The sequence below is a fragment of the Yersinia proxima genome (assembly GCF_902170785.1).
GTDB lineage: Bacteria > Pseudomonadota > Gammaproteobacteria > Enterobacterales > Enterobacteriaceae > Yersinia > Yersinia proxima.
On sequence record NZ_CABHYG010000004.1, the window covers coordinates 200,764 to 225,254 of the forward strand.

Below are 24,491 nucleotides of genomic sequence, written 5' to 3' on the forward strand. Positions count from 1 at the left end.
CTCTCCAGGTTCCTGTTGATTGGTATGAGTAACAACGCCGAGAACCCTCCCGGCGCTGAAACTGTATGAATAAACAGGAGTGTAACCAAATTACTCAGGTTTTGCACCTGCCTGTTTACCGAGTTTTAATAACAAGGCGGTTACTCTGCTTCACTTCTTCCATGACCACATAGGTGCGGGTGTCATTCACGCCTGGTAGGCGAAGCAAGGTCTCACCGAGTAAAGTACGGTAAGCTGACATGTCAGGCACACGGGTTTTCAACAGATAGTCGAAATCGCCGGAAACCAGGTGACACTCTTGAATTTCCTCAAGATTTTTTACAGCAGCATTAAATTGCTCGAACACATCCGGAGCGCCACGATTCAGAGTAATCTCAACGATAACCAGCAAAGATGCATCCAAATACTGTGGATTAAGCAATGCGGTATAGCCATGAATGAAGCCCTGACGCTCTAAGCGGCGAACCCGTTCCAAACATGGTGTTGGTGACAACCCTACTCGTTTTGAAAGCTCAACGTTGGAGATACGCCCATCCTTTTGTAATTCATTCAGGATGTTACGATCTATACGATCAAGCTCTTTCCCCGGGCGTTTTTTATTATCTATCATCTTATAGTCTCTCTTAATTTCCTTGAGTCTGCGACAGTCTCCAATCTGCAATAGATTGAGGACTTGTTGCAAACAACGACCCGCAGCCTGTTTTATGCAAATATATCAACACGTTGTTATCTCACACCCTGTCTGTCCAACCGCATGCGAGGTACTCGATGATTATTAGCGTTGAGGAAGAGATAGCGCATCACGAACAACCGCAGAAACATCCCCCCTATGGTTGCTCGGAAACATACTCCACATGCCATCCAGTATTAATCGAAAACATTCCAGGGTTTTCGCTTGGTATCACTGATACCAAATCTGAAATTATGGCGCGCAGATAATTTCTTCTTCCTATGATGTTTTCGCAAATGCACAGCCGATTGTCAAAGTAAAAGAAGTTAAATCAGTAGAACGTGCCAGAATTAAAATCTCAGTCCCCTTCCCTAACCTATTTTTTCACCATTTATTTGCTATAAAATGGTGCAAATTGGCATGGGGAAATGGCAATTTTTTTTTGCGTTATCGGCTTGCAAGCCACATTTTTTATGGGGTCAAAGGCTTTTAAGGCTGTTTTGCCCATAACGTAAAAATGAATTTTGGTCTAATTTGCCCGTTGCTCAACTTTGTTTATCCCCTAACTGTCGATTCTTAATACACTTAGTTCATTAAATAGGCATTACCTATCAAACAAATCGCTAACAACATTTTTGTCTGCTTTTTTTAATGCCCGAATTTCCCTACAATCGTTAACATTGTCCGCCATTGTGGGAAAGAGGTATTCATGAGTACGGCTAAACATAGCAAATTGATTATTTTGGGTTCTGGCCCTGCGGGTTATACTGCGGCAGTTTATGCGGCACGAGCCAACCTGAATCCCGTATTGATTACCGGAATGGAAAAAGGCGGTCAATTGACCACCACCACCGACGTCGAGAACTGGCCTGGTGACCCGGAAGGACTTACCGGTCCGGCGCTGATGGAACGGATGCATGCACATGCAGAAAAATTCCAGACAGAAATCCTGTTCGACCATATTCATAAAGTCGATTTACAAAACCGCCCATTCCGCCTATTTGGCGATAGTGCCGAGTACACCTGTGATGCACTGATCATCGCAACAGGTGCATCTGCACGCTATCTTGGAATGGAATCAGAAGAGGCATTCAAGGGTAAAGGAGTCTCTGCCTGTGCAACTTGTGATGGTTTCTTCTACCGTAACCAAAAGGTTGCCGTCGTCGGCGGCGGCAATACCGCCGTTGAAGAAGCACTGTACCTGGCCAATATCGCCGCTGAAGTTCATCTAATTCACCGTCGTGATAGCTTCCGTTCGGAAAAAATTCTGATCGACCGTCTAATGGAAAAAGTGAAAAACGGCAATATCGTGCTACATACTGACCGTACGTTAGATGAAGTGCTGGGTGACGATATGGGCGTAACAGGCGTGCGGCTGAAATCGACCAAAAACAATGAAACCGAAGAGTTAGCGGTAGCTGGCGTATTTATTGCTATCGGACATAGTCCTAACACCGCTATCTTTGGCGACCAGTTGGCACTGGAAAATGGTTACATTAAAGTGCAATCAGGTATTCAGGGCAATGCAACACAAACCTCAATTCCGGGTGTATTCGCTGCAGGTGATGTTATGGATCACATCTATCGCCAGGCAATCACCTCTGCGGGTACAGGCTGTATGGCTGCGCTTGATGCAGAGCGCTATTTGGATGGGTTAGTTAACGATAAATAGCATCTGACATAACTGATTCAATCATGACAAACGGGCAGCTGACAAATATGTGGGCTGCCCGTTTGTCTTTCTATTGACCCTTTATTTTGTATCTCGGCATGTCAATGAAAAACAGCAAATTATAGATATCGCCTAATGCGGCAACTATCACAAGCATTATGGTTTCACCTCATGCCGTGACGAGGTAATATTGCCCCTCGCTGGTTTGCCATCTCGAAAGGTGACAACCATTTTTGACATTCTCCCGTACCTTGCGCAGACAAATTGCCCGATGAATAAAACACGACAGTATGAGTTGATTCGTTGGCTGAAAAAACAAAGCGCCCCGGCGCAACGTTGGCTCCGCCTGTCCATGTTACTTGGCCTCCTCAGCGGGTTATTGATTATTGCTCAAGCATGGCTGTTGGCCACCTTGCTGCAATCTTTGATTATCGACAAAGTCCCCCGTGCAGAATTAATCACTGATTTTGGTTTGCTGGCAGGAACCTTCGCCGTGCGTGCCGTGATCAGTTGGTTACGTGAACGAGTGGGGTTTATTTGCGGCATGAAAGTGCGTCAGCAAATCCGCAAAATGGTGTTAGACCGATTAGAACAACTCGGCCCCGCCTGGGTAAAAGGCAAACCAGCCGGAAGTTGGGCGACGATTATTTTGGAACAGATTGAAGATATGCAGGATTACTATTCTCGCTATCTGCCACAAATGTATTTGGCTGTTCTTATTCCGGTGCTGATTCTCATTGCTGTCTTCCCGATCAACTGGGCGGCAGGTTTAATTCTATTTGTCACCGCGCCGCTGATCCCCTTATTTATGGCACTGGTGGGAATGGGGGCGGCCGATGCTAACCGGCGTAACTTTGTGGCGTTGGCCCGTCTGAGTGGTAACTTCCTCGACCGTTTACGCGGTTTGGACACTTTACGGCTATTTAACCGCGCCAAAGCGGAAACAGACCAAATTCGCGAATCCTCAGAAGATTTTCGCCGCCGCACGATGGAAGTGCTACGAATGGCCTTCCTCTCCTCTGCCGTATTGGAGTTTTTCGCCGCCATTTCCATCGCAGTCGTCGCTGTTTATTTCGGTTTCTCCTATTTGGGGGAGTTGAATTTTGGCAGCTACGGCCTTGGTGTAACACTGTTTGCAGGTTTTCTGGTTTTAATCTTGGCACCTGAATTCTTCCAGCCATTGCGCGATTTAGGTACGTTTTATCACGCCAAAGCACAAGCTGTCGGTGCTGCTGAATCACTGGTTACCTTTTTGAACACTGACGGTGAAACTATTGGACGGGGTGATAAAGTTCTTGATGGCACCGGTTCCATCGCTCTCGAAGCTAGTGAACTGGAAATATTATCTCCTACAGGTACTCGTTTAGCTGGGCCACTAACATTCTCCCTATCAGCGGGAAAAAGAGTGGCTATCGTTGGCCTGAGTGGTGCGGGCAAAAGCTCATTGCTTAACTTGCTATTGGGTTTTTTACCTTATCGCGGCTCAGTAAAAGTCAACAACATAGAATTGCGGGAACTGGATCCGCAAATCTGGCGTAGCCAACTTAGCTGGGTCGGACAGAATCCGCACTTGCCGGAGCAGACGCTGGTCACCAATATTTTGTTAGGCCAACCTGATGCCAGCAATGACCAACTACAACAAGCGATTGAGCGCGCGTATATCAATGAATTTCTCGATGACTTGCCGCAAGGGTTAGATACGGAGGTCGGTGACCATTCAGCGCGACTTTCTGTTGGGCAAGCCCAGCGAGTAGCTGTTGCCAGAGCATTGCTGAACCCATGTCGACTCTTGCTATTAGACGAACCTACGGCCAGTTTGGATGCACATAGTGAGCAATTGGTCATGAAAGCGCTTGAAGAAGCCTCTCGTAAGCAAACGACGTTACTGGTCACTCATCAGTTGGAAGATACGCTGGGATATGATCAAATCTGGGTGATGGATAATGGCCTTTTAATTCAACAAGGTGATTACTCCAGCTTAAGTCAAGTTGACGGTTCATTTGCCAATCTGCTGTCCCACCGCAGTGAGGAGCTTTAATCATGCGAGCACTTCTCCCCTTTCTGGCGTTGTATCGCCGCCATTGGTTCCTAATTTGCCTCGGTATTGTATTGGCAATCATCACCCTACTCGCCAGTATCGGGTTGCTCACTTTATCCGGTTGGTTCCTGGCAGGAACTGCCATTGCTGGCCCCGCAGGATTGTATACTTTTAACTATCTGCTCCCTGCAGCTGGCGTGCGAGGTGCTGCAATTACCCGAACAGCGGGCCGCTATGCCGAACGTGTTGTCAGCCATGACGCGACATTTAGAGTGCTGGCACATCTGCGGGTATTTGCATTCCAGAAAATTTTGCCACTTTCCCCAGCCGGTATTGCTCGCTTTCGCCAGAGCGAGTTACTGAACCGCCTGGTCGCCGATGTCGATACACTCGACCATCTTTATCTGCGGGTAATATCTCCATTGGTTGCCGCCGTTGTTATCATAGCAGCTGTTACCTTTGGCCTGAGTTACATCGATGTCAATTTAGCACTGACACTCGGTGCCATTCTGCTCGGGTTGTTATTGCTCGTGCCGTTGATTTTCTATCGTGCTGGTAAACCCATTGGTCGTGATTTAACTGACCTGCGTGGCCGTTATCGTTCACAACTGACGTCTTGGTTGCAAGGTCAAGCTGAACTGTTGGTTTTCGGGGCATTACACCGTTTTCGCGCTTCATTAGAAGATATTGAGCAGCGTTGGATGACTCGCCAAAAGCAACAAGCATCATTGGCGGGTTTAGCTCAGGCTTTAATGATTCTCGCTTCAGGTTTGACCGTTACATTAATTTTATGGCTTGCCGCTGCCGGAATAGGAAGTGACAGCCATCCTGGTGCATTGTTGGCACTGTTCGTTTTCACATCGTTGGCAGCGTTTGAAGCTCTATTACCCGTTGCGGGTGCTTTCCAACACTTGGGACAAGTCATTGCATCAGCGACCCGCGTTGGTCAGCTAATGGAACAAAAACCCGAAGTAACATTCCCAGTTAGCGGCCCCACAGTAGCCCCGCAGGTGGCGCTAGAAGTGACAGGGCTGAGTTTTACTTACCCACAGCAGCCATTACCTGTTTTACAGAATATATCGCTGTCACTGACCGCTGGGGAGCATATTGCGCTATTAGGCCGTACCGGCTGTGGTAAGTCCACACTATTGCAGTTATTAACCCGGGCATGGGATGCCAATGAAGGTGTCATCACGCTAAACGGAAGACCTTTAGCCAATTTTGATGAAACGACACTGCGCCAAATGATGACAGTGGTCAGTCAGCGGGTGCATATTTTCAGCAGCACATTGCGAGAAAATCTATTGCTAGCCTGTCCTACTGCAACAGATGAACAGCTGAAAATTGTTTTAGAACAAGTTGGCTTGCCTAATTTGCTAGATAACGATGAAGGGCTGAATGCCTGGATGGGTGATGGTGGGCGACCATTATCCGGGGGTGAGCAACGCCGTCTAGGCATTGCTCGTGCGCTACTGCATCCAGCACCACTGCTGCTTCTCGACGAGCCAACTGAAGGATTAGACGCAGAAACTGAGCAACATATTCTCACGTTATTGCGCCAACACTGTCAGCATAAGAGCCTGATTATTGTCACGCATCGCTTGTATGGGTTGGAATATATGGATCGAATCTGTGTAATGGATGGAGGGAAGATAGTTGAGCAAGGCAGTCACCAAAACTTGTTACAAAACAAGGGGCGCTACTACCAATTCCATCAGCGGCATTAATATGAAGATGATGTGTAAATAAAGCGCTTATACCCTAAATAATTCGAGTTGCAGGAAGGCAGCAACTGAGTGACAAATTGGTTGTAAACCATTTTGAACAGCGCTTGCGCTGGCCCGTAAGGTGAGCCTCTGATGAGGCTCATAATCCACAAGAGCTTACATAAGTAAGTGACTGGGGTGAACGAAGGCAGCCAGCGCACATACAGCTTGAAGTATGACGGATATAAACATAGGCAGATAATCAGCAAATTTATAGCTAATATTAAGTAAACCTGCTGAAACCAAAGCAGTATTATTGTTATTGATGATCATATCCAAAACCATCATTAGAGCCACAGCCGAAAATGGCGGTGAGTACATCGTCAATAGCGATGTGGCTCCAAAAGCAACGGGGATGCCCAAATGGGCTTGTAAGTGTCACCAAGGGGATTTATGCGCATCACACAGCTATCTTCTCAATCATTTGCGTTCCCCTCGCCTGATCTGGCTCTGCGCGAACCAAACGGATTGTTGGCCCTGGGGGGAGATCTGTCGCCTCCTCGTTTGTTGGCCGCCTATGAACGGGGGATTTTCCCTTGGTTCAATCCTGGAGAAATGATTTTATGGTGGTCACCTGACCCTAGAGCTGTATTGTACCCAGAAGATTTACATATCAGCCGGAGTATGCGGCGCTTTCTGCGCAACTGCCCTTATCGATTTACGCTCAACCACGCTTTTGAAGATGTTGTTCGTGCCTGTGCCTCTCAACGTGATGAAGGAACCTGGATTGGCGATGATGTACAACAGGCATACTACCAGTTGCATGTTCTGGGTCACGCCCATTCCATAGAGGTTTGGCTGGAAAATGAGCTGGTTGGTGGTTTGTATGGTATCTCAGTAGGCACCCTGTTTTGTGGTGAATCCATGTTTAGCAGGGCTAATAATGCCTCAAAAAGCGCTTTAATGGTTTTTTGTCATCATTTTACCCATCATGGTGGAGAACTGATTGACTGTCAGGTCCTCAACGCTCACACTGCGTCGCTGGGTGCGATTGAGATCCCACGCAGCTTTTTTTTGCAACAGTTGAGTCAACTCCAGTTTAGTCCACTACCGGCTGAATGCTGGTTACCGCAATCGTTGGATTTTTCATCCACGATGCAGGTAAAACTCAACTGTTAAAAAGAACCCCACATTAGGCTTTATCCCCTCTTACCGGCAGACTAATTTTGCTGAAATGGTGCGATGACCGCCAACACTTCTTTACATAATGTGGGTTTTTCGGCATTATCTTGCCGGTTAAAAACTAAGGTAGTTACACCTAGAGGATTCGATGGCCAAAGAAGACAATATTGAAATGCAGGGCACCGTTCTTGATACGCTGCCGAACACCATGTTCCGTGTTGAATTGGAAAACGGGCACGTGGTAACCGCTCATATCTCCGGTAAAATGCGTAAAAACTATATCCGCATCCTGACGGGTGACAAAGTCACTGTAGAGCTGACCCCGTACGACCTGAGCAAAGGCCGCATTGTCTTCCGTAGCCGTTAATCGGCTAACCTGTCGCCAGTTTAAGGCTGGCGAGTTCTGAGGATGTAGTCCCCACCTCCGGCGCCCTTTCCATTAATGGCAGGGCGTTTTGCGTTTTCTTTTATTTGTCTATTTAGTGCATTTATTCACCACACAAATAAAAGCAAAATGTGCAAAGAAATAAAAAGGGCGATAGCTGAATTAGCTTATCGCCCTTTATTTTGTTCTAAATATGTTACTACAGCACAGTTAGTAGATAGCTAACTTAGTGAACTGCACCTTCAGTTTTGCGTTTTTGCGCACTCTGGAACTCATAAGCCAACTGTTGTTTTTCTTTATCCAGTCCAACAGTGACTGAGCCACCATCAACCAGAGAGCCAAACAACAATTCGTTAGCCAGCGGTTTCTTCAAGTTTTCCTGAATCACCCGAGCCATTGGCCGCGCACCCATCGCCTTGTCATAACCTTTATCAGACAACCAATCACGAGCTTCTTCACTAACCTCCAGTGAAACGCCTTTAGCATCCAATTGCGCCTGCAACTCAACGATAAATTTATCGACCACTTGCTGAATAACGGCAGGTGACAAGTGGTTAAACCAAATAATGTTATCCAACCGGTTACGGAATTCCGGAGTAAACACTTTTTTGATCTCTTCCAGCGCATCAGTGCTGTTGTCCTGCTGTTTAAAACCAATGGAAGTACGCTGAGTTTCGCGCACACCGGCATTGGTGGTCATCACCAAAATGACGTTACGGAAATCGGCTTTACGACCATTGTTATCGGTCAGCGTCCCGTTATCCATCACCTGCAACAGCAGGTTAAACACATCCGGATGCGCCTTTTCAATTTCATCCAGCAGCAGAACCGCATGAGGGTGCTTAATAACCGCATCAGTCAACAGGCCACCTTGATCGTACCCAACATAGCCTGGAGGCGCACCAATCAAGCGGCTAACCGTGTGGCGCTCCATATATTCAGACATATCAAAGCGCAACAGCTCAATATCCAGCGCTTTGGCCAATTGCACCGTCACTTCTGTCTTACCAACCCCAGTTGGGCCAGCAAACAGGAATGAACCAACAGGTTTGTGCTCATGCCCCAAGCCTGCCCGACTCATTTTAATAGCCTCAGATAACGCCTCAATGGCCTTATCCTGACCGAACACCAGCATGTTCAGGCGGTCACTCAGGTTTTTCAGCACATCGCGATCACTGGCTGACACCGTTTTTTCCGGAATACGGGCGATGCGGGCAACCACAGACTCAATATCCGAGACATTAACCGTTTTCTTGCGTTTGTTCACCGGCATCAGGCGGCTACGTGCACCAGCTTCGTCAATCACATCAATGGCTTTATCTGGTAGATGACGGTCATTAATATATTTGACCGATAACTCCACTGCCGCACGGATCGCTTTTGCGGTATAACGCACATCATGATGCGCTTCGTATTTTGGTTTCAGGCCGTTGATAATCTGAACGGTTTCTTCCGGCGTCGGCTCAGTAATATCAATTTTCTGGAAACGACGTGCCAGCGCCCGATCTTTTTCAAAGATATTGCTGAATTCCTGATACGTGGTGGAGCCAATGACTCGAATTTTGCCGCTTGAAAGTAGCGGCTTGATCAAGTTAGCAGCGTCTACTTGCCCACCAGAGGCAGCGCCTGCACCGATAATAGTATGAATTTCATCGATAAACAGGATGCTATCTTTGTCATTTTCTAACTGTTTCAGCAGCGCCTTGAAGCGTTTTTCAAAATCGCCACGATATTTAGTTCCGGCCAGAAGTGACCCGATATCCAAGGAATATAATGTGCATTCTGACATAACTTCAGGAACATCGCCCTGCACGATACGCCAGGCCAAACCTTCAGCGATGGCCGTTTTACCAACGCCAGATTCCCCCACCAATAGTGGGTTATTTTTACGCCGACGGCACAATACCTGAATGGTGCGCTCCAACTCCTTATCGCGGCCGATAAGTGGGTCAATGCCGCCAACACGGGCCAGTTGGTTCAGATTGGTGGTGAAGTTCTCCATACGGTCTTCCCCTCCTGCCTGTTCTTCATTCACCGGATTTTCTGTATTCGGTGCCTGACCCGGCTCGTCCTTACGGGCGCCGTGGGAAATAAAGTTCACTACATCCAGACGGCTGACATCATGCTTACGCAATAGGTAGGCCGCCTGGGACTCTTGTTCACTGAAGATGGCGACCAACACGTTGGCACCAGAAACTTCATTGCGTCCTGATGATTGCACGTGGAAGACCGCACGTTGTAACACGCGTTGGAAACTGAGCGTCGGCTGGGTGTCGCGCTCTTCTTCACTGACGGGTAAGGTCGGTGTAGTTTGTTCAATAAACGCTTCCAGTTCCTGGCGTAACGCCACCAGATCAACCGAACACGCCTCCAGCGCTTCCCGCGCGGCTGGATTGCTTAGCAATGCCAGCAACAGGTGCTCCACGGTCATAAACTCGTGTCTGTGCTCGCGCGCTCTGGCGAAAGCCATGTTGAGACTGAGTTCAAGTTCTTGATTGAGCATAGGCACCTCCCAATAATTGCCTTAATCAGGCTTTTTCCAGCGTACAAAGCAACGGATGCTCGTTCTCCCTGGCGTATTGATTTACATGTGCGACTTTCGTCTCTGCCACTTCGGCAGTAAAAACACCGCAAATCGCCTTTCCTTGATAATGCACATTGAGCATCAGCTGTGTTGCACGTTCAATATCATAAGAAAAGAACTTTTGCAGAACGTCAATCACAAATTCCATCGGTGTGTAATCGTCGTTGTTAAGTATCACTTTATACATAGATGGCGGTTTGAGCGCCTCGATTTGTTTATCTTTGACCAAATGTTCAAAATTTAGCCAGTCGCTGTTCTTACCCATTGCCTGCCCATCGTTTCACTGAACCACACAGGAGCAATACCTCACTCCGGTTATAAGACCATTTCATGCAGATATCTATTATTATTTTAACATCACTTATGCCATAACGCCGCCAGAGAAAGAAGTCAGCATTTTCGCCTTAAGGACGGTTAAATTGTATCCAAATAAAGACAATAGCGTTAGCTACATCAAACTTTGAAGAACTGCCCTACTCTGACAAAAGCGCCCCCCTTGACGTTAAGGCCATTTCCACTAGAGTGTATTTTCGTGAGCTGTTGGAGTTTTAACCAATTCGCGCTCACTTTAACCAGTGATTACCTCATCTCGAACTAGAATAGCCTTGCGAGGAACGTAGAAGTATGGAGACGGGTACTGTTAAATGGTTCAACAATGCCAAAGGTTTTGGCTTTATTTGCCCTGAGGGCGGCGGCGAAGATATATTCGCTCACTATTCAACTATCCAGATGGATGGCTACCGAACGTTAAAAGCGGGCCAGATGGTTAACTTTGATGTCCATCAAGGGCCAAAAGGGAACCATGCCAGCCTGATTGTACCACTAGGATTAGATGTGGTACTGCAAGAAGCCATACCGCAGGAACACGCTGTATTGGCCTGACACCGCGTATTTATCTTCCTGAACATCTTGGACTGACTCTCACCTCAACACTTTGGGGCCAAAGGTATTTCCAAAGCGGTTTGTCGCAGTGCAACATTTATGACAATTCAAAATGCCAGCCAATAATGACTGGCATTTTTATTTCCAATACATCTAATATGCGGCTATATAAACCAAAATCAACCTCTGCCCTATTTATTCACGCGCTAAAGCATCAATAGGGTTTAACCGAGCTGCGCTACGTGCCGGTAGATAACCGAATACGACCCCGATGACGGTTGAACACAAAAATGCACTGAATAGTGCCAGTGGAGGGAAAGCAATTTGCCAGTTGGGTAAAAACATTTCTACTATCAAGCCAATGGCGAAAGACAATGAAATACCGAGTGCTCCTCCTACCAGGCAGACCAAAATAGCTTCAATTAAGAATTGCTGCATAACATCACTGGATCGCGCCCCCACTGCCATCCGAATACCAATTTCACGGGTACGTTCAGTTACCGATACCAACATAATGTTCATCACTCCAATCCCACCGACCACCAGCGAGATAACAGCCACCAGTGTCAGGAACAACTGCATGGTACGAGTCGTTTTCTCTGCGGTTTGCAGCAAACTATCCATGTTGTAGGTGAATATATCTTTTTTGCCATGGCGCATAGCCAACAATCTAACCAACTGTTGTTCGGCTTCTTTACTGCTATAGCCCTCTTTAATCCGGATAGTGATCGAATCAAAGTAGGATCGTCCCATCAAACGGCTCGCCATGGTGCTGTAAGGCACCCACACCCGCAGTGCTTTACTGCTACCAAACATGGATTGTTTTTCTTCCACCACGCCAACAACAGTAGCAGGCATATTGCCAATCAAAATCACTTGTCCCACAACATCCTTGATATGGGGGAACAGGCGGCGCTGTGTATTACGATCAATAACAACTACTTGTGATTGACGCTCCACCTGCTCGTGGGTAATGGCAGTACCTTGTTCTAGTTTCATACCATACACCCGGAAATATTGCTCGCTGACACCCGAAACACTGGCCGCCACATCAATATTGCCATAACGCAACCGCATGCTGCCGGCAATAGTTGGAGATACTGCGCTGACGTATGACTGTGCTTTTAGCGCGGCCATATCGTCATAAACCAACGCCTGCCGGGTACTGGGATCGTCGTCGCCAAAGTCTTTACCAGGGTAGACATCAATAGTGTTCGTGCCGATAGCTCTGATATCCGCCAACACCAACTGTTTAGCTGCGTCCCCGACCACTAATATGGAAACAACCGAGGCAATACCAATAATGATGCCTAACATCGTCAGGGCGGTACGCATTTTATTGGCTGACATTGCGCGCCAGGCCATCAATAATGCCTCACGAAAGCGCCCGGCTAATTGCTGCCAGGAAGGTGCTGGTGGCGTCAGGCTAATTGCGTCAGAAGAGACAACGTCTTGCGTTATTTTCGAACCAGAGTCGGCCATGATACGGCCATCTTTAATTTCGATAATCCGCTCAGCCTGAGCTGCAACAGTGGGGTCATGAGTAACAATAATGACCGTATGCCCTTGCTGTTGAAGCTGTTTCAAAATAGCCATCACCTCAACACTGGAATGACTGTCCAGCGCACCTGTCGGTTCATCAGCAAGAATAACCTGGCCGCCATTCATCAAAGCTCGGGCAATACTGACACGCTGCTGTTGCCCGCCAGATAACTGGTTGGGTTGATAACTGACGCGCTCCCCCAACCCCAGTCGGGTTAATAACATGTTCGCCCGTTCACGACGCTCATTTTTCCCCAGCCCAGCATAAACTGCCGGAACTTCAACATTATGGGCCGCACTAAGGTGAGGTAACAGATGATAGCGCTGGAAAATAAAACCGAAATGCTCGCGACGTAATGCAGCCAATGCGTCATTGTCTAATGCCGCAACATCTTGACCAGCCACACGATAAATGCCCGCACTGGGCTTATCCAGGCAGCCGAGGATGTTCATCAATGTCGATTTGCCGGAACCAGAGGCACCAATAATTGCCACCAACTCACCAGCATTAATAGTCAGTGAGACATCCTGCAATACATCCACGGTTTCTTCGCCGGACTGATAGCTACGACGGATGCCTTTTAATTCAAGCAATGCCGTCATTACGCCTCCTCCGTGCCACCGCGGCTAACGATGACCTCTTCACCCACATTCAAACCAGAAATAACCTGCGCATCGACGTTATTGCGGATACCAATAGTCACTTCGCGTTTTTCTTCCTTGCCGTCTTTAAGTACCGCGACTTGATAGCGATTAGTCCCTAATTCATCACCTAATGCCGATAATGGGATAACCATCGCCTGTGGGACATTTGCCAACTGAATTGACACCTGCGCGGTCATTTGCAGTCGCAATAGACGATCGGGGTTCGGCACTTCGAAACGCGCTGAATAGAAAATTGCGTCATTCACTTTTTCCGGTGTTGGCTGAATATCTTTTAATACGCCATCAAAGCGCTTTCCTGGGTCCCCCAATACAGTAAACGAGGCTTTCATGCCGGGTTTTAAATGAATCACATCTGCTTCTGAAACCTGTGCATTCACCAGCATCGTGCTCATGTCTGCCAGTGTCAGAATGTTAGGTGCTTGCTGTGCAGCAATCACAGTTTGGCCTTGTAAAGTCGTGATTTGCACGACATCACCGCCCATCGGGGCCGAAATCTTGGTGTAATCCAAATTAATATTGGCAGTATCCAAACTCGCTTTGGTTTTATTAATTTGCGCATTAATGGTTTCAACCTGCGCTTTTTTCACTGCCAGTGCAGTGATCGCCTGATCCAAATCCTGACGTGACACGGCTTGTAATTTTGCCAGGTCTTGCTGGCGACGCAGGGTGACCGCAGCCAATTGAAGTTCAGCTTTCGCCTGCCCCAACTGTGCATTCAAGTCCTGTAATGTCGCTTCCACTTCTTTGATTTGGTTCTGCGCCTGTTGCGGATCGATCATCGCCAGCAATTGCCCTTGCTTAACTTGATCGCCAATTTCCACATAGAGTTTTTCCAACTGGCCACTGACCTGAGCACCGACATCAACTTTGCGCACTGCATCTAGCTTGCCGGTTGCCAATACATTCTGTTGCAAGTCACGATGGGCGACTTTTACTGTTTGAAATTGAACCGGTGTGGGTGCCGTAAGGTGCCTGATAATGAAAAAACCGCCGATAATTAAAACGGCAATGGCGATAAACCATCGGCGCTGACTGCTACTGAACTGCATCAAATCAATTACCTTTTTTAATTTTAAATTTATCAACTCGCTGAAAATAACATCGGCAGTACTCATTTAGCTAAACAACACATAAATGCCCACCAGACTACAGTTGGAATCTAAGATGCATTGAGACTCCGTTTAGTTCCCATTTGTTCCAATTAGCACCGGAAATACATTGATATAACGGACTTAATCATGCTTATCAACAACACACCAATATTAATCCCTAACAATATTAACCGTTGGAGACTAATTACATTGCTGTTCAAAGGTCATCAGGCGCTGGGCGGTTCATGGCAAAAATCGCAGTTTCGGCTTAAATTTATCGCCCGAACTTTAATCAGCCCCAAACTAACCTTTAACTTGCTGGGTGTACTGGTGAAGCAACCGTCTCTCAATAGCATGTTACGCGCCCAACCAGACTTACCCTGTAAGTTGCATCGCCCATATTTAGCTAACACGCTCAGTAATCGACAAAAACTGGAAGTACTACAAGCTCATTTCAAGTTAGAAAACCAGTGTATGCCAGAATTATTACGCCGCAACTATTTGCATCATTCGCCTTATAAATTGACCGAATTAGCTGGCAAAAATGAGGAAAAGTATTCTCTTTATTTGGGTGTTATTCCAAAACTCAATAAGGAGGGTGAAATTACGCTGATGCTTGCCAATGAGCAACAACAAACCCTGGCATTACTTACATTTAGCCTCACTTATTACCAAAACCAAAAAACGCTGTTTATCGGTGGGTTGCAAGGTGCAGATAACGAAACCCCACATAGTGAAATTCATGCTTGCACTAAAGCCTGTCATGGATTATTCCCGAAACGATTAGTATTAGAAGCCACCTGTTACCTGGCTGAACTGATGGGAATAACACAAATTATTGCCGTCGGTAACGCCACCCATATTTATCAAAACTGGCGCTATCGGGCGAAAAAGAAAGATAAATTACATGCAGATTACGATAGCTTCTGGATATCACTGGGTGGGGAGAAGTGCTCAGAAGGCCATTTCAATTTACCCGCCAGAATTGCACGTAAGCCTATTGAGGACGTTGCCAGTAAAAAACGCGCAGAATATCGCCGCCGCTATCAGTTACTTGAACAACTCGAAAATGGCTTAGCCGCGCATTTCCCGCGTGATTAGGAATACTCAGATTTAATCTTTTTCCCGCTAGTCTGCCCGGCCGCGCGCCAGCCAGACTACGCGAGAGAACATTTTTTTCAACAAGGGCGGGATGAATTCGATACCCCGTTCTCTGGCGTAGCCAGTCACTTCAATCGCTAAGTCTGGCTTTGAGGTACGGTGAATGGCTTTTTCTATCACCCTGCGTGGCTGCATTTTGGCATTGGCAGGAATACCGGATATTCGGTGATATACCTCATCAAAGCCCGAGCGATATAAAAAGTGCTCCATATCCGGGGCGGGCAAAATGGTCAAGCGATCCCGCTCGTGATCACGCTCATTGTCCGCCATATTGCGTACTGTCGCGGCATACTTTTTCCCTGCGTCATCGCCATCAGTCAGCACATGCCACTGGATCCCCATTCTGTTGGCAAATTTGAGTAACGGGCGTAAGCCACTTTGAGCAAACTCAATCACTTTTACGCCTTCCGCTTCAAAGTGGTAACCGCACTGACGAGCCAATTCATTCAGCAACCAAATTTCGGTTTCTCCCTCAACTAATAGCCAGCAACGGGCAAACAACGCTGAGGGGCGATTGAAACGAATATGAAAAGCGATACGACGGCTATCTTCAGAACTCATGCCACGAGGACCAATACGGTAAGTGGCGACTCTGGATGATTCACGCACTAATCGGCAAATGCTCTCAACGGGCACTAATGAAATGAGTTCCCCAGAGTTTGTAGTTGTAATGCGCTGGAGCGGCAGTTGGCTCAGTAACCCCCAGGCAACAGACAACATAATCGGGTGCAAACGGGTTTCCGGGTCTTCCACCAACAACAATGGGCGTGCATGGGGATCAAGGCTCAGCGAGCCTTTCGCTTGTAATAGCGTTGAAAACATACCCAAAAGTATCAACCGCATACTGCGGCTGTTAGGTTCGGCCACCATACGATTGATGCTATCGAGGGCGAGCCAGGCTTCACGTTCAGGTTGTGGCCGGTGACGGTGGTTACGCAGGTTAGCAGACTGTGACCCTTGTTCGGCGAAATAGTGTTCTAGCAGTTGACGCATCGCCTCCAAACCCTGGCGCAGTTGGTTGTTAGTCAGTTTTTGTGGATTCCGTACCAATTCACGGCTTAACTGATCCAATTGCTGATTCAATGCCACTTTATCTGGCTGATTACTGTTTTCAGTCGTGGTGCTACGCAACCGGCGGATGAAACGTGCATCTCGCAGGCGCAATACCGGATGAATGCGAATCACCCCACGCGCCAGTTTTTCAATATCGTGCAATTCCAGTGGGCACCCTTCTAAATCGAGGAAAGTGCGCCAGGTACATACCGTGCCATCATCAGCCTGCTCCCCTTCAATTCGATAGTAAATACGATGTAAACCATCGTCATTTTTTATCCATAGCGGCGTCAACTGGCGATAACGAGGGGCGCGCCAATGGCCGATATCTTTTTCGCAAAAGGTGAAAATAATTTGTAAGTGACGCTCTTTAGCACTTTCATCACCCGCTGGGTAATAAAAATCCTGCGAGGTAAAATGATAAAGTTGAGGTTCGGGGGATAAAAGTAACGTGAGAGCATCTAATAGACTGGATTTACCCCAGGCATTCTCACCGATCAGCACCGTATTATCGTCAAGGTTCAATGAAATACGATTAATACCACGAAAACCGACAATATCTACGCGTTCAAGATACATGCTACGCCTCCGGTGCGAATTTATTCATACCGATACTATCAGATTACCGCGTTAACCTATTACCTGATTATCTCAGGTAAAAAACCTTATAGGTCAAGTCTCCTGATAACCGGTGCTGCTTTACTCTTCCTTTGATTTTAGATAGTTTATTGCGCCACAGCCCATTATTCATCTGCATATGATACCCAATGTCATTGCCGTTACAGCACGGCAAATTACGACAATGAGAAGGGTATAGGACGGTATAACTCGTGTATTCAGGATTGCTGATCATTCTTTTGCCGTTAATTATTGGTTATCTCATCCCACTTAGCCGCAAAACATTAATTCAATTGATCAACCGCCTATTAAGCTGGATGGTCTACGTTATTTTATTCTTTATGGGGATCAGCCTGGCATTTCTCGAAAATCTCAGTGCGAACCTGCTGCTTATTTTCCAATACACCGGTGTCTTCTTCCTATGTATTTTTTGTGCCAATTTACTGGCGTTATTTTTGCTCGAACGCAAAACGCCGTGGAAAAATACCCATCGTCAGGAAGCATTACCGTCTCGTCTACATATGGCGTTGGAATCATTAAAGTTATGCGGCGTAGTCATTGTCGGTTTCTTACTGGGATTGAGCCAATGGGCGTGGTTGCAGTTTGCCGCTAAAGGCAGCGAGTTGGCACTGATCTTCTTGCTTTTCTTAGTTGGGATTCAATTACGTAATAGCGGGATGACACTGCGCCAAATTGTATTGAACCGCCGTGGCACCATTGTGGCCTTTGTGGTGGCGATCAGCGCATTGGCGGGCGGAATGCTCGCTGCAGCATTGATGGGCTTGCCTATTAAAACCGGACTGGCGATGGCGTCTGGTTTTGGTTGGTATTCATTATCTGGCATTTTATTGACTGATTCATTCGGCCCTGTAATTGGGAGTGCGGCATTTTTCAATGACCTGGCGCGTGAATTAGTGGCCATTATGTTGATTCCAACACTGGTGCGCAGCAGTCGTTCCACCGCGCTGGGTTTGTGTGGCGCGACCTCCATGGACTTCACGCTGCCGGTATTACAACGCAGTGGCGGGTTGGAAATGGTGCCAGCCGCTATTGTGCACGGCTTTTTACTGAGCTTGCTCGCGCCAATCTTGATTGCTTTCTTCTCTTCATAATTCTTCATTCGCGCAGTGAGCCACTCGGTTCACTGCGTGATTCCCTGCCAATAGTGAATAAATTCTCATTCGCAGCAAAAATTGCGCCAAATCAAAACAAGTTAAAGTTGCATTAGAAAAGCCTTTTTAAACCTCTTATGCACATCTATGCTTTTAAACAAGCATTACAAATGCAACTTTAAAAGGAAAAATAATTATGTTCTGTGTGCAATGTGAACAAACTATCCGGACGCCTGTGGGTAATGGCTGCTCTTACGCGCAGGGGATGTGCGGTAAAACCGCTGAAACCTCTGATTTACAAGACTTATTAGTAGCCGTACTACAAGGGCTGTCCGCTTGGGCATTAACCGCCCGCGAGCTGGGCATTGTTGACCATGAGATTGACAGCTTTGCACCCAGAGCCTTTTTCTCCACGCTGACCAATGTGAACTTTGACTCAGATCGCATCGTCGGTTATGCCAAAGAAGCCATTTTATTGCGCCAATCATTGGCTATTCGTTGCCGCCTGATTGACAGCACGATTACAGTCGATCACCCGCTGGCCGAGCTACAACTGCACTCCGACGACATCCCTACCCTGCAACAACAAGCCCAGCAATTTGCACTGAATAATGACAAAGCTGAGGTCGGTGATGATATTCATGGTCTGCGAATGTTGTGCCTGTATGGCCTGAAAGGGGCGGCTGCTTATATGGAACACGCCCATGTTCTGGGTCAGTTCGATGAGCAAATTTATGCGCAATATCATGCCTATATGGCTTGGTTGGGCACACAACCGCGCGATGTTGATACCTTACTGAATAACGCCATGGGCATTGGCAAAATGAACTTCAATGTCATGGCTATTTTGGATCGTGGTGAAACCCACGCCTATGGCGACCCGCAACCGACATCAGTGAATGTACGCCCTGTAGCCGGTAAAGCTATTTTGATTTCTGGTCATGATCTCAAAGACTTACAAATGCTGTTGGAGCAAACTCAGGGAACCGGAGTGAATATTTATACTCACGGCGAAATGTTACCCGCCCACGGCTACCCAGAATTAAAACGCTATCCACATTTAGTCGGTAACTATGGCAGTGGCTGGCAGAATCAGCAGACAGAATTTGCCAAATTCCCCGGCCCTATCTTGATGACATCCAACTGTATTATTGACCCAAATGTAGGAAATTACGGCGACCGCATTTGGACGCGCAGTATTGTTGGCTGGCCGGGTGTCAATCATCTGGAAGGTGAGGATTTTGCACCAGTAATTGAGCAGGCGTTGGGTATGGCAGGGTTCCCGTATAACGAGTTGGAACATTTGATTACTGTCGGTTTTGGTCGTCAAACCTTGCTAAATGCTGCAGATACCGTGATTGATCTGGTTGCCACTAAAAAACTGCGCCATGTCTTTTTGGTCGGCGGATGTGATGGCAGCCGCACAGAACGTAGCTATTTCACCGATTTTGCCCGCAGTGTGCCACAAGATTGCATCATTATGACCTTGGCTTGCGGTAAATATCGCTTCAATAAGCTCGATTTCGGCACTTTGGAAGGGTTACCGCGTCTGCTGGACGTCGGTCAATGCAATGATGCCTATTCTGCGATCATGCTGGCGGTTAAATTGTCAGAAAAACTGGGTTGCACCGTCAATGACTTACCGCTCAGCCTGGTGTTGTCATGGTTTGAACAAAAAGCCATTGTTATCCTGCTGACCTTGCTGTCATTAGGCGTGAAAAATATCTATACCGGCCCGACCGCTCCTGGGTTCCTGACCGATAATTTGATGGCAATCCTGTATGAGAAATTTGGAATGCGGCCAATTACTACCGTAGAACAAGATATGAATGCAATTTTAGGTCATTAAGTCACCGCCTTATGCCCGGCCAATGCGCTTTGCTGTGCTGGCTGGGCATAAATCATATTTTGCCCCAAATGACCTGATTTGTTATGAGGTATCCATGACTGATTTTATCCCTACTGATTGCCCTACTGCTATCACGCCCAACCGTATGCAAGTTCACTCCATCGTGCAAGAAACCCCCGACGTCTGGAGCCTGAGGCTGATTAATCATGATTTTTATCCTTATTTGCCGGGGCAATATGCTTTGGTGAGTATTCGTAACAGTGATGAAACCCTGCGTGCTTATACCCTCTCGTCTACACCTGGTTTAAGCCCATTTATCCAGCTTACCGTGCGTTGTTTAGCGGATGGTGAAGGCTCACAATGGCTGACTCAGCAGGTCAAAGCAGGTGATTATCTGTGGCTGTCCGATGCTCAGGGTGAGTTTACCTGTGCTCATTTTGATGATGACCACTATTTAATGTGTGCTGCCGGTTGCGGTGTTACACCAGTGATGTCGATGTGCCGTTATTTACTCGCGCAACGGCCAAAAGCCGATATCCGGGTCATTTTTAATGTCCGCACTCCGGCAGATGTCATTTTTGCCGATGCCTGGCAAACACTATTGCAGCAGTATCCCCAGCAGTTGCAGCTCACGTTGATGGCCGAGTCAGATGCGACGGATGGATTTATAGCCGGGCGAATTAATGCTCAAGTGATGCAACAGGTCGCGCCGGATATCACTCACCGCCGCGTCATGACTTGCGGGCCTGCACCTTATATGGATTGGGTTGAGCAGTATTGTCGCGAACACGCAGTCCCGAGTGACCATTTCCAGAAAGAGCAATTCCGAACATCCGATGAAGCTATCGACAGTAGCAATGAATTGACGATGACTATCAGTCACCCGCTACGCAGTGTGAAAGTCCCGGTTGGCACTTCGCTGTTATTTGCTTTGGAGCAACACAAAGTACCAGTGATGGCCGCTTGTCGCGCGGGTGTTTGCGGCTCGTGTAAAACCCGCATTCTGCACGGCGAATACACCACCAGCAGCACCATGACACTGACACCGGAAGAGATCGCTCAGGGTTATGTTCTGGCATGCAGTTGCCAGTTGCAGGGGGATATTCAGCTGGCTTGATAGAATCATTCTTGCTCCATTAATGCGGTTAATACGGCAATAATCGTCAAACGCGCCATACTTTGGCCTCATATACTCTAAATAATTCGAGTTGCAGGAAGGCGGCAATTGAGTAAGTCCCCGGGAGCTTACATCAGTAAGTGACTGGGGTGAGCGAAAGCAGCCAACGCGCAAGCAACTTAAAGTATGACGGGTATAGAATAATGACTCGCCATTAATCCTTGAGGGAACAACTATGAAGCAAACCGTGGCAACACTGGTCGCAAAAACGTTGGAACAAGCTGGCGTTAAGCGAATCTGGGGCGTAACCGGCGACTCACTCAATGGTCTGAGTGATAGCTTGCACCGCATGGGAACTATCGAGTGGCTGGGAACACGCCATGAAGAAGTTGCCGCTTTCGCTGCTGGCGCGGAGGCACAACTTACCGGACAACTCGCTGTCTGTGCGGGTTCTTGTGGCCCGGGTAACCTGCATCTGATTAACGGCTTATTTGATTGTCATCGCAACCATGTGCCCGTGCTGGCAATCGCCGCTCATATTCCCTCCAGTGAGATTGGTAGCGGATATTTCCAAGAAACTCACCCACAGGAACTGTTTCGCGAGTGCAGCCACTACTGTGAATTGGTTTCAAATCCGGAGCAATTGCCTCGCGTGCTAGAAATTGCCATGCGCAAAGCCATTCTTAACCGTGGTGTTTCAGTGATTGTGCTGCCAGGTGATGTCGCACTACAACCGGCTCCGGAAGATGCCGCCGTGGTGTGGCAAACACCTAAACTGCCTTTAGTTCAGCCACTGATGAGTGAGTTGAATATCTTGGCCGAGACATTAAACCAAGCCAAAAACATCACTCTAATGTGCGGCAGTGGCTGCGCGGATGCCCATGATGAAGTGGTGAAACTGGCTGAAATGCTGCAAGCCCCAGTAGTACATGCGCTGCGTGGTAAAGAACATATTGAGTGGGACAATCCGTACAGTGTAGGCATGACCGGGCTGATTGGTTTTGCCTCCGGCTATCATGCCATGATGAATGCTGATACGTTGGTATTACTGGGGACACAGTTCCCCTACCGCGCGTTTTATCCCACCCATGCAAATATTATTCAGATTGATATCAATCCCGGCAGCATCGGCGCTCACTGCCCGGTCAATATGGCGCTGGTCGGTGATATCAAAACCACGTTGAGTGCGCTGTTACCCCAGCTAGAAGCCAAAAGTGATAATACCTTTTTGACCAAGGCACTGGAGCACTATCGCACCACGCGCAAAGATCTCGATGGGCTGGCCACCGCCAATGATAACCAACCTATTCACCCGCAATATCTCGCGCAGCAAATCAGCCGCCATGCCACAGATGACGCCATTTTCACTTGTGATGTTGGCACGCCAACCGTGTGGGCCGCCCGTTATCTGGAAATGAACGGAAAGCGCCGTTTACTGGGTTCGTTTAACCACGGTTCTATGGCTAATGCCATGCCACAAGCCATTGGCGCACAAGCTACCGACCTGAATCGACAAGTTGTAGCCTTATGTGGTGATGGCGGTTTCACCATGCTGATGGGGGATTTTCTCACCTTGGCGCAGCTAAAATTACCGGTAAAAATTGTGGTATTTAATAACAGTGTATTGGGCTTTGTTGCCATGGAGATGAAGGCCGGTGGCTATCTAACCGATGGCACAGACTTGCATAACCCTGACTTCGCCGCCATCGCCAATGCCGCAGGTATCAAAGGTATTCGGGTAGAAAAAGCCTCTGAGTTAGATGCGGCACTGGAAAGCGCTTTTGCCCATCCAGGGCCAGTCTTGGTGGATGTGGTCACCGCCAAACAAGAACTGTCAATGCCGCCACAAATCAAGTTTGAGCAAGCCAAAGGATTCAGCCTGTACATGCTTAGAGCTATCATTAATGGCCGAGGTGATGAAGTAGTCGAACTGGCCAAAACCAACTGGTTACGCTGAGGACGCAGATTTCACGCCATCAGAGTGACTTTTCTGTTTCTCCTGTCATGGAGGCCGGTTTTATACCGGCTTCTGTGGCAAATAATTGTTGTCATTTTCCCATCCAGCTAACAGTTTTCATATCCTATCCAGATAAAAATTAAGCGGGCGCATGAGGCTGCTTTATTTAAATCCTCATTCATAATGTACGGCGTAAATCTTAATTAAGTCGAATTTGTATTGGGGATAAATAAAATGACAAAAAGCACTATGTCAGATTTCTCACCCTCAGCGGAGTTAATCTGCATACTCAGAGCAAAATCTTACAGTGAGAAAAGAGAAGGATACAAAACAGATGATTATATCTCGTTATTAATTTCGCACTCTCTAACCTCTTTCTTTTCCATGACACAAAAATCTTTTTTGATGCCTGGCAATATTCTTTCTCCGCAGATCCCCGCAGGTAGCTATGAGTTTTTAATTAGCCGGATAAAATACATAGACGAATTATTTCAATCGCGTGCCAGCGAATTCGCCAACATTTTCATTCTGGGTGCAGGCTTTGATTCCAGGGCGATTCGATTCCAAAATCAGCTACAGCAAAACCGAGTTTACGAACTCGACCACCCGATATCTCAAAAGAATAAAATAGCAAAATTACAAGAACTTAGCATTCCAACCCCAGAGAATTTACGTTATATCCCGATTGATTTTAATCAACAGGATTTAACCACTATCCTACAAGAAATCCCGCGAAAAAAAGGTGAGAAAAGTCTGTTTATATTGGAGGGGTTAATTATGTATCTCCCTCCCAGCACGGTGAACCGTATTTTTTCAGCCATCGACTCTTGTGCCCCCGACGGCAGTGAAATCATTTTCGATTATGTTTACTCCGACGTCCTCGCCGGTGAAAATACCTCATATGGTTCAGCCGAAGTTTTAGAAGGATTAAAGAACATTGGTGAACACTGGATTTTTGGCATCGAAAAAGGACACTTGGAAACTTTTCTCAATAAGTATCATATGAAATTGTATTACGATGCCGATGCCAGCACGTTGGAACAGCGTTATTTCACCAATAAGCAAGGGACTGTACTGGGTAAACTGAATAAAGCACTAGCGATTGCCCATGGAATTAAATAAAAACCAGAATAAAATCAGCGAACAGACCTTACTTGCGAGATGAATATCCGATTTAAAGTAAATAATATTTGGTCGGGCTTCTTT

General features: G+C 47.2%; 18 protein-coding genes. 12 read left to right on the forward strand and 6 right to left on the reverse strand.

Annotation, left to right across the window (positions count from 1 at the left end):
- Positions 1–115: 115 nt before the first annotated feature.
- On the reverse strand, positions 116–610 hold the full coding sequence (gene lrp / locus FTB31_RS02930) for a leucine-responsive transcriptional regulator Lrp (protein WP_002211340.1): 495 nt from the start codon (positions 608–610) through the stop codon (positions 116–118).
- A gap of 769 nt (positions 611–1,379) precedes the next feature.
- Here lrp and trxB point away from each other — a divergent pair.
- The 5 genes from trxB to infA all read left to right on the forward strand — a co-directional run bounded on the left by trxB (position 1,380) and on the right by infA (position 7,635).
- Positions 1,380–2,342: a thioredoxin-disulfide reductase gene (gene trxB / locus FTB31_RS02935; protein ID WP_046050702.1), complete on the forward strand. Its 963-nt coding sequence runs from the start codon at positions 1,380–1,382 to the stop codon at positions 2,340–2,342.
- 271 nt (positions 2,343–2,613) lie between these two features.
- Positions 2,614–4,380, forward strand: a complete 1,767-nt coding sequence (cydD, locus tag FTB31_RS02940) for a heme ABC transporter permease/ATP-binding protein CydD (protein ID WP_050078466.1) — start codon at positions 2,614–2,616, stop codon at positions 4,378–4,380.
- Between the two features lie 2 nt (positions 4,381–4,382).
- A complete protein-coding gene (gene cydC, locus FTB31_RS02945; protein ID WP_227731089.1) occupies positions 4,383–6,107 on the forward strand; it encodes a heme ABC transporter ATP-binding protein/permease CydC in 1,725 nt (574 codons plus the stop codon).
- Between the two features lie 432 nt (positions 6,108–6,539).
- Entirely contained in the window at positions 6,540–7,265 is a 726-nt protein-coding gene (gene aat, locus FTB31_RS02950; protein ID WP_227731090.1) for a leucyl/phenylalanyl-tRNA--protein transferase, read from the forward strand.
- Positions 7,266–7,416: 151 nt separating this feature from the next.
- Complete coding sequence (gene infA / locus FTB31_RS02955; RefSeq protein WP_002211347.1) at positions 7,417–7,635, forward strand: translation initiation factor IF-1; 219 nt, start codon at positions 7,417–7,419, stop codon at positions 7,633–7,635.
- 244 nt (positions 7,636–7,879) lie between these two features.
- Here infA and clpA read toward each other — a convergent pair whose 3' ends face one another.
- Both clpA and clpS read right to left on the reverse strand, forming a co-directional pair.
- The gene (gene clpA, locus FTB31_RS02960; RefSeq protein ID WP_050078470.1) at positions 7,880–10,156 is read right to left on the reverse strand and encodes an ATP-dependent Clp protease ATP-binding subunit ClpA; all 2,277 of its coding nucleotides are present in this window, start codon (positions 10,154–10,156) and stop codon (positions 7,880–7,882) included.
- A gap of 25 nt (positions 10,157–10,181) precedes the next feature.
- Positions 10,182–10,502 carry an ATP-dependent Clp protease adapter ClpS gene (gene clpS / locus FTB31_RS02965; RefSeq protein ID WP_050078471.1) on the reverse strand — a complete coding sequence of 107 codons (321 nt, stop codon included), beginning with the start codon at positions 10,500–10,502 and terminating at the stop codon, positions 10,182–10,184.
- 359 nt (positions 10,503–10,861) lie between these two features.
- On the opposite strand from clpS, the gene cspD reads away from it, so the two are divergent.
- Positions 10,862–11,119 carry a cold shock-like protein CspD gene (gene cspD, locus FTB31_RS02970; protein WP_050078472.1) on the forward strand — a complete coding sequence of 86 codons (258 nt, stop codon included), beginning with the start codon at positions 10,862–10,864 and terminating at the stop codon, positions 11,117–11,119.
- A gap of 195 nt (positions 11,120–11,314) precedes the next feature.
- Here cspD and macB read toward each other — a convergent pair whose 3' ends face one another.
- Positions 11,315–13,264, reverse strand: coding sequence for a macrolide ABC transporter ATP-binding protein/permease MacB (gene macB, locus FTB31_RS02975; RefSeq protein WP_227724474.1), 1,950 nt, complete (start codon positions 13,262–13,264; stop codon positions 11,315–11,317).
- Positions 13,264–14,376 carry a macrolide transporter subunit MacA gene (macA, locus tag FTB31_RS02980; protein ID WP_050078491.1) on the reverse strand — a complete coding sequence of 371 codons (1,113 nt, stop codon included), beginning with the start codon at positions 14,374–14,376 and terminating at the stop codon, positions 13,264–13,266. The genes macB and macA overlap by 1 nt, the downstream gene beginning before the upstream one ends.
- 189 nt (positions 14,377–14,565) lie before the next feature.
- Here macA and FTB31_RS02985 point away from each other — a divergent pair, with 189 nt between their 5' ends.
- Positions 14,566–15,519, forward strand: coding sequence for a VirK/YbjX family protein (locus FTB31_RS02985; RefSeq protein WP_227720094.1), 954 nt, complete (start codon positions 14,566–14,568; stop codon positions 15,517–15,519).
- A 27-nt stretch (positions 15,520–15,546) separates the two neighbouring features.
- On the opposite strand, the gene FTB31_RS02990 is transcribed toward FTB31_RS02985, so the two are convergent.
- The gene (locus FTB31_RS02990; RefSeq protein WP_227726880.1) at positions 15,547–17,211 is read right to left on the reverse strand and encodes an ATP-dependent endonuclease; all 1,665 of its coding nucleotides are present in this window, start codon (positions 17,209–17,211) and stop codon (positions 15,547–15,549) included.
- Between the two features lie 251 nt (positions 17,212–17,462).
- Here FTB31_RS02990 and FTB31_RS02995 point away from each other — a divergent pair, with 251 nt between their 5' ends.
- The 5 genes from FTB31_RS02995 (at position 17,463) to FTB31_RS03015 (ending at position 24,407) form a co-directional block, all read left to right on the forward strand.
- A complete protein-coding gene (locus FTB31_RS02995; protein WP_050078476.1) occupies positions 17,463–18,362 on the forward strand; it encodes a lysine exporter LysO family protein in 900 nt (299 codons plus the stop codon).
- Positions 18,363–18,558: 196 nt separating this feature from the next.
- A complete protein-coding gene (gene hcp / locus FTB31_RS03000; RefSeq protein WP_050078477.1) occupies positions 18,559–20,211 on the forward strand; it encodes a hydroxylamine reductase in 1,653 nt (550 codons plus the stop codon).
- Positions 20,212–20,305: 94 nt separating this feature from the next.
- On the forward strand, positions 20,306–21,328 hold the full coding sequence (gene hcr, locus FTB31_RS03005) for an NADH oxidoreductase (RefSeq protein ID WP_227722035.1): 1,023 nt from the start codon (positions 20,306–20,308) through the stop codon (positions 21,326–21,328).
- 235 nt (positions 21,329–21,563) lie between these two features.
- Positions 21,564–23,285 (forward strand): ubiquinone-dependent pyruvate dehydrogenase, encoded by a 1,722-nt coding sequence (poxB, locus tag FTB31_RS03010; protein WP_077294893.1) that lies wholly within the window; start codon positions 21,564–21,566, stop codon positions 23,283–23,285.
- Positions 23,286–23,519: 234 nt separating this feature from the next.
- Positions 23,520–24,407 carry a class I SAM-dependent methyltransferase gene (locus FTB31_RS03015; RefSeq protein ID WP_050078479.1) on the forward strand — a complete coding sequence of 296 codons (888 nt, stop codon included), beginning with the start codon at positions 23,520–23,522 and terminating at the stop codon, positions 24,405–24,407.
- Positions 24,408–24,491 lie beyond the last annotated feature (84 nt).